The sequence below is a fragment of the Achromobacter sp. DMS1 genome (genome assembly GCF_001270295.1).
The window spans coordinates 12,975-26,002 of record NZ_LHSJ01000105.1 but is presented as its reverse complement, the minus strand read 5'-3'; the positions used below and the strand labels follow the sequence as shown (position 1 = coordinate 26,002).

Here is a 13,028-nt window from a genome sequence, read left to right as displayed (position 1 = left end):
CGGCGCGGCGCGGGCGGAGGCGCGGGCGGAGCCGGCTTGGACTCGTCTTTCTTGCCGTCGCCGGCGGGTTGCCTGGCCGGCGGCGTGGCCGAGGCGGGCGGCGCGAGCTTGTCCAGGTCGAGGATGTCGACCGCCAGCGCGAACTTCACCTGCGGCGACTCGCTCAGCTTGGCGATGTCGGCGGTGAGGTCGAACTTGCCGCCTTCGAGCACGGCGTTGATCTTGCTGGTGGCCTGGTCTTTCAGCAGGTCGGCGCCGAGGCTGCCGATCACGGGAATCTGCAGGCTGCCCTTGGGCAGGCCCGGATCGGTGATGTTGACGTCGCCGCGCAGCGCCGACATGCCGCCGCTGCGCTGCAGCAGGTTCAGCGTGAGCGGCGAGACGAAGTTCAGCTTGACCACGCGCTCGCCGTTCTTGGAGGTGCTGTCGAGCTTGGCCTCCTTGATGTCCAGCTCGCCCGCGTTGCCGCTGATGCCGTTCAGGCCGAAGCTGGCGTCCAGGCCGCCGACGCGCACCCGGCCGGTCAGGGCCTCGCCGGTGGCCGAGGCGGGCGAGATGTTGAGCGCCGGCGCATCGGCCGCCAGCTCGAAGGGACCGTCTTCGACGGCGCCCTTGGCGCGGATGGCCAGCTTCTCGATCTGCAGCTGGCTCTTGTGCGGATCGATCGACAGCTTGGGTATGGCCACGCTGGCTTCCACATTGGAGGCGCGGGCGGCGGGGTCGGTCACGTCGCCCTGGAACACGATTTCCAGGCCGGCCACGTCCAGCGCCGACTTGCGGCCATTGAAGGCCAGGTTGCCGCGCACCGCCAGGCTCTTGGCCTCGGCGCCGGGCAGCTTGCCGTCCATGCGCAGGTCCAGCTTCTGGGCCGCGTAGCGCTGCGCCGACGGATCCAGCGTGAGCAATGCCTGGCCGTTGAGGTTGGCGTCCACGCGGGGATAGCCGCCCTCGACCCGGGCGGACAGGCGCACGTCGAAAGGCTGGTTGAACGTCACGCGGCCCGTGTTGGCGTTGATGCGCGTCACGGCCACGGCCATGCCGGTGATCTGGTCCTGGAGCTGGACCTCGCTGTCTTTCAGGTCCAGACCGGCGATGTCGATCTGCATGTTGTTGCGCGGCGCCGGCAGCGTGCCGCTGGTGAGCGCCTGCGCGGCCGCCTGGGCCGCTCCCGCCAGGGCCTCGGCCGGGTTGGCCGGAGCCACGGTGTTGGGCTCGATGCCGCCCACGAGATTGCTGAAATTGAAGGCGCCGTCCTTGCCGCGCACCACGCGCGCCTTCAGGCCGCTGATGGCCACGTGGTCCACCACGAAGCTGTTGGACAGCAGTGGCCAGACCGCCACGGCCAGCCGCGTGCTCTGGATGGAGGCGAAGATGTCCGTGCTATCGGGCTCGGACAGGGACACGTTCTGCACCGACAGCCCGATGCGCGGGAAGAGCGACAGTTCGATTTCGCCGTCGATGCTGAGCGTGCGGTGATAACGCTGCTGCACCAGTTCCTCGAGCTTGTACTTGTACGCGTTGGGGTCGAACGTCAGCAAAAAGATGGCCAGGCCGACGACGGCCACGACAACCAACACAACCAGGCCTATCAATATGCGCTTGAACCACGTTTTCATTGCTGCCCCGTCGGGTACCTCGACTGGAATTCCCTGAATGCCGTCCCCCAAAGCCTGGCGTGGACGGTGCGACTGCGCGCGGGCGGCCCGCGCGGCTGAATGGCCCGTCTCCTGGGCGTGCCCCCGCTCCTGCCGAGCCTTCGGCGCGGGCGTGAGAAAAAGGGAAAGGGTCTGCAGGAGCTGGACTTGATGCATGCCGGCCGCAGGCGCAACCGGGAATATGCACCGCTATCGTAACAAAAACGGGGCGGCGCACGCGGCAGCCCGCCAAAAGGCGGATGGCGCGCGGGCCGGATGGCAGGCGGTTTCCAGGCGCGGCGGCCTTGGGAGTAGAATGTTTGACCCATCAAATATTGACCGATCTACAGATTCATCCCCTCATGCCAGCCCCCTCCCCCTCCGTTCCCGCCGGCCAGCTCCTGCCCTTCCGCCAGACCCTGCTCGCCATGCTGGGCATGTGCTTCGTCATGATGATGGTGGCGGTGGACCAGACCGTGGTGGGCACCGCCCTGCCCACCATCGTGGCCGAACTCCAGGGTTTCGAGCTCTATGCCTGGGTGGCCACCTCGTACCTGCTGACCTCCGTGATCACCGTGCCTGTCTTCGGCCGGCTGGGCGATTACTACGGGCGCAAGCCCTTCGTGGTGGCGGCGATCGCGCTGTTCACGCTGGCCTCGGCGCTTTGCGGCGCCGCCGGCAGCATGTTCGCCCTGGTGCTGGCCCGCGCGCTGCAGGGCGTGGGCGGCGGCATGCTGGTGGGCACGGCCTTCGCCTGCATTCCCGATCTCTTTCCCGATACCCGCGTGCGCCTGCGCTGGCAGGTCATGGTCAGCTCCGCATTCGGCATCGCCAACGCCGTGGGGCCCAGCCTGGGCGGCGCGCTCACCGAGCACTACGGCTGGCGCTCGGTGTTCTACGTGAACCTGCCCATCGGCGTGCTGGGAGCGTGGTTCGTCATCCGCTACCTGCCGCTGCTGCGCAACCATCAGGAAGGCCGCGTGCGGCTCGACTGGCAGGGCGCGCTGCTCATCGCGGCCGCGCTGGGCGGACTGCAGCTCATGGTCGAACTGCTGCCGCGCCACGGGCTGGAACCCGGCACCGTGCTGCTGGCCGGGGTCAGCCTGGCCGCCTTCGCGCTGCTGTATGTGTGGGAACGCCGCTGTCCGCATCCGCTGCTGCCCTTCGACATGCTGCGCAACCGCGCCCTGTCCATGCTGTTCCTGCTGTCGCTGCTGGCCGGCGTCGTCATGTACTCGCTCCTCTTTTATGCGCCGCTGCTGCTGCAGGGAGGCTTCGGCCTGTCGCCGCAGGACGCGGGCCTGCTCATCACGCCCATGGTCGTGTGCATCACCGTGGGCAGCATCGTCAACGGGCGCATCGTCACCCGCATCCGCAGCGCCAACCGCATGCTGTATGCGGGATTCAGCCTGCTGGCGCTGTCGTGCCTGGGCATCGTGGGCACGCGCGCGTCCACCTCGCACGCGCTGATCGCCGCCTACATGATGATGGCCGGCCTGGGCATCGGCTTCATCATGCCCAACCTGACCGTGTTCGCGCAGCAGACGGCGGGCCGCAGCCACTTGGGCATCGCCACCGCGCTGCTGCAGTCCCTGCGCATGATAGGCGGCATGGTGGGCACCGCGGTCGTGGGCACGCTGGTCAACCACTGTTATTTCACCGACGTGGAAACGGCGCTGGGCGGCGGCGCGGCGCGCTGGCTGCCCCAGCTCAAAGACCCTCAGATGCTGGTCGATCCCCAGGCCCAGGGCCGGTTCCTGGCACAATTGGCGCATCACAGCGAAAACGGCGCCTCGCTGATCGAGGCCGCCCGGCTGGCGCTGGTCGGCGCCATCCACAGCGGCCAGGCAATCGCGCTCGCGGTCGCCGTGTTCGCACTGTGGTGCGTGCGGCGCGTGCCGCCCGTCCGGCTGGCGGCCCCGCCTGCGCGCGGACACGGCAATCCTGGAGAATGAGTCTTGCCCAGACAACAACACGGCCTGCAGGTCATCCAGCACCTGGGGCAGACCTACCGCGCCATGCAGAGCGCGTTCAGCCTCAAGGTGGGCCATGCCCTGCCGCGCTGGCGCATCCTGCTAGCGCTGCACGAGTGCGGAGTGTCATCGCAGAAATACCTCGCCGAGCGCTGCCGGCTCGACCCGGCTTCGCTCACCCGGCAGCTGCAGGCCATGCAGAAGCTGGGCTGGCTCGCCCGCGCGCCCGACGCGCACGACAACCGCGTCACCAACGTGCGCCTGACGGCGGCCGGGCAGGCCGTGGTGGACGAAGCCCTGCCCCGGCGCGCGGAATTCTTCGACGATACGCTCAAGGGCCTGTCGACGTCCGACATCGACACCCTCAACCGCATCCTCAGCCGCCTGGAAGAAAACTTCGCCCGCACGGCCGCCCGCGGCCGCCAGACCGAACGCCCGGGCGCCTAGGTTCCGTACGAGGCGGCATTCCGCATCAGCCCCGCCCAGAGCGCGGGGGCCCCGCTCCAGCGCTTCGCCCTGCGCCGCCATGTCCACGGCGGCCAGCGCGCGGGCGCGCCTGCGGCCTCGGTTCACATCTCGATCATCACGCCCGCGGCGATCACGGCCAGCACCAGCGCCGCGATGGCGGCATAGGCGTAGTCCCGCTCGCGCACGAAAAGACAGAGCATCAGCGCCACCCGCGACACCGGCAGGACGATGAACACGGCCACGCCCGCCTTCATGAGATCATGACCGTCGACAGGAACGTCCGGCGGGCCGGCCGCCATCAGGGCCAGCCCCGCGGCGATCAGCGCGCATGCGAGCCAGGTTCCCGTGCGCAGCAGCGCCGCGATGGCCCGGTCGCGCCGTCCGGCGTGGTCCGCATCCGATCTCATGCCCCGCCTCCCGGAATATGGACGCCCAGCGCGCTCAGCAGCATCTGCACCGCCAGCAGCGCAAGCACGATCACGAAGAACACGCGCAGCTTGTCGGCCGGCAGCCCCATCAGCATCCGCGCGCCCGCCAGCGCGCCGGCCACCGAGCCCAGCGCGATGGGCCCCGCGATGCCGATGTCGATGGCCCCGCGCGCGAAATAGGCCCCCGCGCTCGCCGCCGCCGTCACGCCGATCATGAAATTGGACGTGGCGGACGAAACCTTGATGGGCAGGCGCAGCGCCGCATCCATGGCCGGAATCTTCAGCACGCCCGAACCGATGCCCAGCAGGGCGGAGATCAGACCGGCGCCGTACATCAGCGCCAGCCCGAGCGGCACGCGGCCCACCCGGTACGGCACTTCCCGGCCCGACGCCCGGTCGGGAAAACTCGAATGCAGGCGCAGCACCGTGGCCCAGCTCTTGACGTTGGCGGGGCTGGCGTCCACGGCCTCGCGCCGCCGCGCCAGCATCTGCCGCGCCGAAACCGCCAGAATCGCCGCGAACAGGCCATACAGGAACGAGGTGGAGACAATGCCGATCAGGAACACGCCGGTCAGCGCGCCCAGCGTCGTCGCCGTTTCCAGCACGATGGCGAGCCGGACGTTGGTCAGCCGCTCTTTCAGGAAAGGCGCTGCGCTGCCGCAGGAACAGGCGATCACCGACACGATGCTCGCGCCGATCGCCACGTGGATGTCCACGCCAAAGAACAGCGTCAGCATGGGCACGATGAATATGCCGCTGGCCATGCCCAGCACGCCGCCCAGGGCGCTCGCGCCGAACGCGGCCGCGAAGAGCCAGAAGATTTCCATGGCCAGGCGCTGCGGTTCAGCCGCGCCCGCGCGGCCGACGGGCCAGGCGCGTGACGAAGCGGATGAGGTCGCCGCGGTAATGCAGCTTTTCGTAGTCGATGGGCCGGCGACCCTCGGTGTACGAGGTGCGCTCGATCAGGAAAACCGCGCTGCCCGCATCGATCTCCAGCGCCCGCGCCACCTCCGGCGCGGCGGTCACCGCCTCCAGCCGGTACTCCGCTTCCGTGAGCGCAAGCTCGTATTTGTCTTCGAGCAGCGAGAAGATGGGTTCCGCGTCCAGGTCGTGGCTGGCGATCTTCTCGCCGACCTCGCGCGGCAGGTAGGTTTCGTCGAAAGACACGGCCAAGCCGTCGGCCAGCCGCACCCGCTGGATCCGCATGACGAGGCTGCCCGGCGGCAGCGCGAGTTGCCGGGCCGCGTCGGCGCCGGCCGGCACGAGCTGCTTGTCCAGCAGCCGCGCCGTCGGCGTGCGGCCCAGCGCCAGCATGTCCTCCACAAACCCCGTAAGCTCGGTGAGCTCCTGCGTGATCTTGGGCGGCGTCACGAACGTGCCCTTGCCGCGCCGGATCTCCACCAATCCGCGCGCCACCAGGTTCTCGATGGCCTTGCGCACCGTCGTGCGGCTGACCTCGAAACGCGCCACCAGCCGGTCTTCCGGCGGCAGCTGGCTGCCCGCGGGCAGCGCTCCGGAGGCGATTTCCGCCGCGAGAGCGGTTTCGACTTTGGCGTACAGGGGTCCGTGATCGGCAGTCGTCAGCATGACGACATCATGACATCATGATGTCATGATGTCAAGGCGAATCCCGCAGCGGCAGCCCGGCCGGCACACGTCCATCGCCGGGCCGCCCTCAACCTTGGGATTGCCTCACCGATTCCTCCGTCAGGCCCAGCGTCCGCCCGAACTCCGCCCAGCCCTTCGGCGTCACCGTCAGGACGCGCGGCGTGCGAGAACGGCGCAGCCAGCCGTGCGCGCACAGCGTCTCCAGCAAGCGCACGCCCAGCGGGCCGCCCAGGTGATGAAAGCGCTCCGTCCAGTCCAGGCACGGCCGCGCCAGGCCGCGCGGCGTGGGCTCGATAGACGCAATGTCCACGCCGATGCGGCCGAACCATTCCACGCCGGCGGCCGTCACGGCGAACCGCTTGTCGGCCGCGGCCCGCAGATAATCGCGTTCCCGCAGCGCGCGCGTCACCGCCACGCCCACTTGCCCCGCCAGGTGGTCGTAGCAACTGCGGCACCAGCGCAACTGCCGCTGTTCCGGACTCAGCGCCTTCGGCCGGGCCGCGCCCGCCGGCTTCGCGGGGCGGATCGCGGCAAGCTGCTCCAGCGCCTGCGCCACATGGCTGCCCGCGAGCCGGTAATACCGATGCCGCCCCTCCGCCTCCACCTCGACCAGGCCGCCTTCGAGCAGCCTGGAAAGATGGGAACTGGCGGTCTGCGCCGTCACCCCCGCGGCGCGGGCCAGCTCACCCGCCGGCAAGGCTCGCCCGTCCAGCAACACCATCAGCATGGCCGCGCGGGTGGGGTCGGCCACCAAAAACGCCGCGGCCGAAACACTGGACAAATCTGACATGTGAATCTCCCGATGATGCCCGCATGCTAAGCCAGGGCCGTCCGCCCATGCTTCGACCCGCGTCGAAACATCCCAGGGCGCACATCCCTATGCTACCGCCCATGCAAACCCAAACCCTCCCCGCCGCCGCAACGGCACCGCGCCACAGCCGGCTCGCCCTTCTCGCCCTGTGCCTCGCGGTGCTCGCCGCCCAGATCGACACCGCCGTCGTCAACCTCGCCACCCGCGCCATCGGCGCCGATCTCCACGCCGGCCTCGACGCCCTGCAATGGATCATCGACAGCTACAACCTGGTCTACGCCGCGCTGCTCCTCACCGGCGGCCTGCTCGCCGACCTCCATGGCCGGCGCCGCCTGTTCGCCATCGGCGCCGCCGTTTTCACGGCCGCATCGCTGCTGTGCGCGGCAGCGCCGTCCGCACCGGCCTTGATCCTTGCCCGCGCCCTCGCCGGATCGGGCGCGGCCCTGCTCATCCCCGCGTCGCTCTCCCTCATCCGCGTCGTCTGGCCCGGCTCCGCCGAACGCGCCCGCGCCCTCGGCATCTGGGCCGCCTGCAATGGCCTCGCCATGGCCATCGGCCCCACGCTCGGCGGCCTGCTCATCGGCCACGCCGGCTGGCGCGGCATCTTCCTGGCCGTCATTCCATTCAGCGCCGCCGCCCTCGCGCTCGCCCTCATCTGCCTGCCGGAATCCTCCGATCCCCAGGACCGCCATTTCGACGGCTCCGCCCAGCTCCTGGGCGCACTTGCCCTGGGCGGCCTGGCTTACGCCGCCATCCAGTCCCACACCTCGCCCGCCGCCGCCCTCGCCGCATTCCTGATCGCCCTCGCCTCGCTCGCCCTCTTCCTCCGCGAAGAAAAGCGCCGCGGCTCCGCCGCCCTCGTTCCCCTCGGCCTCTTCCGCTCCCGCCCCTTTTGCGGCGCCTGCGCCGCCACCGCCGGCATGACCTTCGGCATGTACGGCGCCCTCTTCCTGCTCCCCCTCGCCTGGCAAGTCGCCGGCCGCTTCGACGCGGTGCAGACCGGCCTCGCCCTCATGCCCATGGCGCTCGTCTTCGTCACCGTCTCCCCCTGCTCCGCCGCCGTCGCCGCGCCGATACGGCTCGCGCGTCGCCGCCGCCGGCGGACTCGCCATCATCGGCACGGGCCTCCTGCTGATCGGCGCCAGCGCACACCTCGCCTCCGTGCTGCCCGCAGGGTTCGGGCTGGCCCTCACCGGCCTGGGCATGGGCCTGGCCACCGGCCCCCTCATGGGTGCCGCCATCGGCGCCGTTCCCGCCGCACGCGCCGGCACCGCCAGCGCCCTCATCAACGTCGCCCGGATGGTGGGAGCAACGGCGGGAGTGGCGTTGCTGGGGACGGTTTATGCAATAGCGGGCGGCGGCGTGGAAGGGTTGCGGGCGGCGATGGCGGCAGGGGGCGCCGTGCAGGTTGCGTGCGCGGCGGGAACGTGGGTGGCGATGAAAGAGAAAGCCGTGCTCCCTCCCGACCATGAGCCAGGCCCTTGAATCGGACGGCTCCGAATAGAGCCTGCATCAGAGCCAGTATCGCCTCATGGTGTCGAATGGCGCCTGGGCAACTGGGACATGGCATGAGCTATTGCTATTCAAAACCATTGCTTCGCCCATCTCCGGCCCGACCTGTTCCACCACGAATTCAGCGCCAAACTGGACAAGCCAAGCGGTGTCTCCCGCCACCCTGACTGGCTAAGCAAGCACGCCCGGCTGATTGGGCGGCCCCAGGAAGCATTCGCGCGCTACAACCGGCCAAATGCGGTCTTCCCCTGGCGACCGGGGTGGCATGCGAAGCATGGGACTTCGGAACGCTGTCAACGCTATTCAGCGGCATACGCCAAGTCGAACAGGATGCCATTGGCTGCCGAACCGCAACGGGTCAGCCGGTTTGAATCTGACCCGCCTGCATGCGTCGCTTCCTGTCGCTGAAGATCACCCTCCACCTGCTGGGCAACGTCAACCCGCGGTCGATGTTGGCCGGCGAAAATGAAAACGCATCTGCAGACAACCAAAAACCCTCAGCAGCTTCCCCGCCGAAGCAGGGTCATCGAGAGGAGCCGTGTTGACGGGAATTCCAGGCCCGGCAAAGCGGCTCGTCAATCGCCCCGCCAGGGCGACGTTAGGAGTTCTTGACCCGTCCGGGTTCTGTGACACGGCCGCCCGGATATCGCACCAGCGGGCGCCGGGTGGAATGGAAGCCTGGTACCGCCACAGCATGCGGAAGTGCCGCGGCCCAAGGCCGGGCGGTTCAGGACAGCGTATCGATCAGCCGGCGCATGCGCTGGATGTGGTCGTCCATTTCGAATACGAAGAAATTGACGGGAGACAGAATGCCGCCGACCGCATACAGATCGCCTTGTCGCACCGTGTTCTCGGCATACTCCCGCGCCACGGCCACGTCGGGAGCGGAAACGCCCCGCGCCTCGAGATGGCGGACCTGTTCTTTCAAATATTCGAGCTGCTTGCCGACGAAAACGTGAGGATCGTCGCCCGAAGCGACCGGCCCGGTTTCCGGGCGTATCGGACAGGGTTTCACCGGCTCGAGCGTATAAATGATCTGATCCACCACATTGGTGCTCGTGGAACGCGCGAGAAACCGGGACTTCTCGTCGAGATCGCGATACTCCGGAAAATAGAAAAAGCCGATCTTGCGCGTCCGGAACTCGATGCCCAGTTCGCTATTGGCGGAATAACGCAACCCCCATTGCCGGCAACTGGGCGTTTCGTACTGGTACTTGGGCAGCGCGTCCGTCTCCGCGTCGGAGGAAAAAAAGCGGAACGTATGCTCGTTGAAACAGATCTGGTTGTTATGGAACGGATTGGCATAGTTGATCGTCGTCGTGAAGTACGGCACCACGATCTTGAACTGCCCCTCCGGCTTCAATACGCGGTACACCTCTGACATGACGTTGAAGAATCCGTCCAGCGTCAGGTGCTCCAGGGCATGCGAGGAAAACGCGAAATCGACGCTGTTATCCTCGAACGGAAATTTTTCCCGGTTCAGGTCCAGCACCACGTCGGCATCGCTCATGGGCGAGAAATCGATGCCGACCGAACCGGCCATCTTCTTGCGGCCGCAGCCGATATCAATGGAAATCATGAATTTCTCGACAAAGCGGATCTGATGAAAAGGAAGACGAAACGCGCGCCCCCTCGCCCGTTTTCCGCCTTCCGCATGACAGCGAACTGTAGCCCGACTGCCGCGGAAATGGGTAGTGCCCCGCCGCCCCGCATCGGGCGCGCAGCTCGACCCGCCGGGTCCGCCGGCACCGGCGCGGCCAGCGCCGCGAAGCAATCGCGTCGCCCCAATGCAAAACCCCGGGGCGCACCCGGGGAGATGGCGGCGTTTCGGGAACCCCGGCGCTTTGACGCGAGGCCCCCGGGAAGGGAAGCGCCTGGTCAGACGTTAATCACACGTTTAAACGTTGATCGGTCTGCAAAGGGCCGTGAACACTAGGTTTCGCGGGGAAATCGGGCCACGGCCTTTGCGGGAATTGCTGGAAGTACCCCCAGTTGTACCCCCAAGGGGGTATCGGGATGATAGATCAGTCTGGATGCCGGTGCCAGCGCTGAGCCTGCCGGATAAAACGGGTATGGCGCAGACCGCATTGTTGGCTGACGCATGGAGCGGTACGCGATGAGATGCAGGGGAACGGGCCACTGTGGCCCAAACCTTGGAGAACTCCCATGGCAGACCATCACAACCGCCACAATCCGCTGGGGCAAGACGCCCTGTTCACTACGCCGGCCTCGCTCATGCTCGACGCCCGCCTCACGCCGTTGGAGCGCAACGGCATGCTGCGCTCTGCGGAAGGCATCAGCCCGCTGGCAAATCTGGGGCAGTTGCGCCGCTATCTCACCTCCACCCCGCTGGGGCAGAGGGCCGGGTACGAGACGGCCCGGCGCGTTCTCGTCGTGCTTCGGCTGACGGGGTGGATCAGTCTGGTAGGCCAGCAACGCGACCCTCTGACCGGCCATGTGCTCAGCGAGCTGTATCAGGCTCACGAAAGCGCCCTCGACTTCCAACAGGCTTGCACGCTCGATGCCTGCCTGCCCGCGCTTCTGAAATCTTCCATCGGCCACGAAAACAACCAGGTGGATCGGGTGGCCATTCACATTCAGGCAACGCTGGCGCAGGCACCTGAAGCCGCCTCCATTGCGACCCACGATCAGCTCGGCGATGACGATGATTTGCCCCCTATGTCACCGTCTCAGGCGAACGAGGCAGCCGACCCACTGCCATTGTCCGGCGATTCCGCTGGCAGCACGCTTGTTCCGCAACAGACCGGGCATGCTCGCCACATGACGGGTGAGCAGAGCAGTACGTATAAGACGTATATGTATAAAAAAGAACGTACGTACCGCGCGCGCGAAGGCGACGGCGATCCGGCATCGCAGTCTGTGAGCTTGCCGCCTTGCCTGAGCAATGCCCAGGCAGATCAGCAAAAGGACGTGCAGAACGCCTTGCGGCGGCTGCCTCCGCAGCATCGCCAGGAAGTGCTGGACGAATTGCAGGCTCGCGCCCAAAGCGGCACCGTACGCAATGCCGTTGCCTACTTCTTCGCCTTGGTGAAGCGCGTCTTCGCAGGCGAGTTCCGCCTGTGGGCAGGACGCAAGGAGATGTCTGCCAGCCCAAGGACTGCCGAGAATCGGCCCGCCGCTCCGCCGCGTACGGAAGACCGCCCTGAACCGACGGCGCAACCGGCATCGCGTGAAACCGCCCTGGCGCACATCGCCAACATCCGCAAGATCATGAACACCTCGACGAACGCTGAGGACATCGCAGCGCAGGCTATGCAGACCAGGGGATGGCAGCAGCACCCTGCGTAGCAAATGCTGCTGCAAAACGCGGTCGTCACTGCACGCCGCAGTGACGACCCGCGCAACACCGCCAACAATGCGGGCGAAAGCCAGTTCCTATTGCGTGCGGCATACATGATGATGGCGGCTCTAAACTGACCGGGCAGTTGCCAAGACCGATGGGCTTCGTACATCGGCCCCCCCGACAGCGCAGGTTCCTGCAAGCGCTGGCCCGTCAGGGCGGACCCACCCCAGGTATGCCCAGGCTCCGACCGCATACCGGCCCTACCCAAGGGCGGAGCCTTCTTCGTCTGTTTGATCTCATCCCTACTCCGCCGCCTGGCGCACTGTCCTTTGCGGCAATTGCCTGTGCGCAAGGTACAGGGCTGCCGCTGCATTTCTCATCCCACTCACTTCATAGGAGGACTCGTCCACGTTCGCATCACTTTCGTCTTGTAGTAACTCCGTCCGGGCTTCCAGCAGGAAGCAAGACGGACGCCTCATTCGAGGCTCTGGTGTCTCCTGAACACCATGCCCTTGCCCTCACGGGATCTCGCCTTGGCGAGCTGGCACCAACACTAACCACTGAATTTCAGGACGACGCAGTACGGCGCTTTGCTTGGAGGCCGGACGATGGACGACTTGACCTACACCCTGCGGCAGCTTTGCCAGCGCAACCGTGACGGCAGCCACAACACACAGGCCGACCGGATGCGTTCGCTGTCGCTGGCCGCGCGGCAACTACGTGAGGCCGGTTTCCGGCAGATGAAAGCATCGTCGCTCAAGGGCAAGCACGTCCAGGCGCTGCTGGATCGCTGGCAAGGCGAAGGCTTGTCATCCGGCACCATCAAGAATCGGCTTTCTCATCTGCGCTGGTGGGTCGAGAAGATCGGCAAGTCGGGCATCTTACCGGCGGACAACATGCAGCTTGGCGTGGCCGAGCGCCGCTATGTGACCAACGTCAGCAAGGCCAGAGAACTGGGCACAGGTCTTGAACAGATTACCGATGTCCACGTGCGCATGAGCCTTCAGCTACAGGCCGCCTTCGGATTACGTCGGGAGGAAGCGATCAAGTTCCAGCCCAGTTACGCAGATCGGGGCGACCACATCGCCCTCAAGGGATCGTGGACCAAGGGCGGTCGGGAGCGAACTGTGCCCATCACCACGAGAGAGCAACGCGACGCGCTCCACGCAGCACACCGCCTGGCGGGCACAGGATCACTGATCCCGGCAAACAAGACCTACATCCAGCAGCGGCACGTCTACGATGGACAATGCAAGGCGGCAGGTCTGAGTCATATGCATGGCCTTCGCC

Annotated in this window: 11 protein-coding genes and 1 pseudogene; 6 read left to right on the top strand and 6 right to left on the bottom strand. The window is 67.0% G+C overall.

Features of this window, described 5'->3' with window-relative positions; all coding sequences use genetic code 11:
- Positions 1-1,616, bottom strand: a 1,616-nt coding sequence (locus AD428_RS13885) for an AsmA family protein (protein ID WP_152968092.1), incomplete at its 3' end; no start/stop codon positions are given.
- Between the two features lie 380 nt (positions 1,617-1,996).
- Here AD428_RS13885 and AD428_RS13880 point away from each other — a divergent pair.
- Positions 1,997-3,589, top strand: coding sequence for an MFS transporter (locus AD428_RS13880; protein ID WP_053245575.1), 1,593 nt, complete (start codon positions 1,997-1,999; stop codon positions 3,587-3,589).
- Positions 3,590-3,592: 3 nt separating this feature from the next.
- Complete coding sequence (locus AD428_RS13875) at positions 3,593-4,054, top strand: MarR family winged helix-turn-helix transcriptional regulator (protein ID WP_053245574.1); 462 nt, start codon at positions 3,593-3,595, stop codon at positions 4,052-4,054.
- Positions 4,055-4,176: 122 nt separating this feature from the next.
- Here AD428_RS13875 and AD428_RS13870 read toward each other — a convergent pair whose 3' ends face one another.
- From AD428_RS13870 to AD428_RS13855, 4 genes are all read right to left on the bottom strand, one after another.
- Positions 4,177-4,482 carry a DUF1634 domain-containing protein gene (locus AD428_RS13870; protein ID WP_053245573.1) on the bottom strand — a complete coding sequence of 102 codons (306 nt, stop codon included), beginning with the start codon at positions 4,480-4,482 and terminating at the stop codon, positions 4,177-4,179.
- Positions 4,479-5,330, bottom strand: a complete 852-nt coding sequence (locus AD428_RS13865; RefSeq protein WP_053245572.1) for a sulfite exporter TauE/SafE family protein — start codon at positions 5,328-5,330, stop codon at positions 4,479-4,481. The genes AD428_RS13870 and AD428_RS13865 overlap by 4 nt, the downstream gene beginning before the upstream one ends.
- Before the next feature lie 16 nt (positions 5,331-5,346).
- On the bottom strand, positions 5,347-6,090 hold the full coding sequence (locus AD428_RS13860) for a GntR family transcriptional regulator (RefSeq protein ID WP_082308403.1): 744 nt from the start codon (positions 6,088-6,090) through the stop codon (positions 5,347-5,349).
- Between the two features lie 88 nt (positions 6,091-6,178).
- A complete protein-coding gene (locus tag AD428_RS13855) occupies positions 6,179-6,901 on the bottom strand; it encodes an ArsR/SmtB family transcription factor (protein WP_053245571.1) in 723 nt (240 codons plus the stop codon).
- 89 nt (positions 6,902-6,990) lie between these two features.
- Between AD428_RS13855 and AD428_RS13850 the strand changes: the two are divergent.
- A pseudogene (locus AD428_RS13850) lies at positions 6,991-8,407 on the top strand (MFS transporter).
- 754 nt (positions 8,408-9,161) lie between these two features.
- On the opposite strand, the gene AD428_RS13845 reads toward AD428_RS13850, so the two are convergent.
- The gene (locus tag AD428_RS13845; RefSeq protein ID WP_053245564.1) at positions 9,162-10,013 is read right to left on the bottom strand and encodes a class I SAM-dependent methyltransferase; all 852 of its coding nucleotides are present in this window, start codon (positions 10,011-10,013) and stop codon (positions 9,162-9,164) included.
- 587 nt (positions 10,014-10,600) lie between these two features.
- Between AD428_RS13845 and AD428_RS13840 the strand changes: the two genes are divergently transcribed.
- From AD428_RS13840 to AD428_RS13835, 3 genes are all read left to right on the top strand, one after another.
- A complete protein-coding gene (locus tag AD428_RS13840; RefSeq protein ID WP_053245565.1) occupies positions 10,601-11,743 on the top strand; it encodes an STY4528 family pathogenicity island replication protein in 1,143 nt (380 codons plus the stop codon).
- Positions 11,744-11,746: 3 nt separating this feature from the next.
- The gene (locus AD428_RS28910; RefSeq protein ID WP_255352257.1) at positions 11,747-11,872 is read left to right on the top strand and encodes a hypothetical protein; all 126 of its coding nucleotides are present in this window, start codon (positions 11,747-11,749) and stop codon (positions 11,870-11,872) included.
- A gap of 474 nt (positions 11,873-12,346) precedes the next feature.
- Positions 12,347-13,028 (top strand): phage integrase N-terminal domain-containing protein (locus AD428_RS13835; RefSeq protein ID WP_053245570.1); only part of this gene is annotated, 682 nt, incomplete at its 3' end.

Excerpts from the sequence above, each read along its gene's own strand:
- AD428_RS13880 (WP_053245575.1), top strand. The coding sequence starts at position 1,997 with ATGCCAGCCCCCTCCCCCTCCGTTCCCGCCGGCCAGCTCCTGCCCTTC.
- AD428_RS13870 (WP_053245573.1), bottom strand. The coding sequence starts at position 4,482 with ATGAGATCGGATGCGGACCACGCCGGACGGCGCGACCGGGCCATCGCG.
- AD428_RS13865 (WP_053245572.1), bottom strand. The coding sequence starts at position 5,330 with ATGGAAATCTTCTGGCTCTTCGCGGCCGCGTTCGGCGCGAGCGCCCTG.
- AD428_RS13860 (WP_082308403.1), bottom strand. The coding sequence starts at position 6,090 with ATGCTGACGACTGCCGATCACGGACCCCTGTACGCCAAAGTCGAAACC.
- AD428_RS13855 (WP_053245571.1), bottom strand. The coding sequence starts at position 6,901 with ATGTCAGATTTGTCCAGTGTTTCGGCCGCGGCGTTTTTGGTGGCCGAC.
- AD428_RS13845 (WP_053245564.1), bottom strand. The coding sequence starts at position 10,013 with ATGATTTCCATTGATATCGGCTGCGGCCGCAAGAAGATGGCCGGTTCG.
- AD428_RS13840 (WP_053245565.1), top strand. The coding sequence starts at position 10,601 with ATGGCAGACCATCACAACCGCCACAATCCGCTGGGGCAAGACGCCCTG.
- AD428_RS28910 (WP_255352257.1), top strand. The coding sequence starts at position 11,747 with ATGCTGCTGCAAAACGCGGTCGTCACTGCACGCCGCAGTGACGACCCG.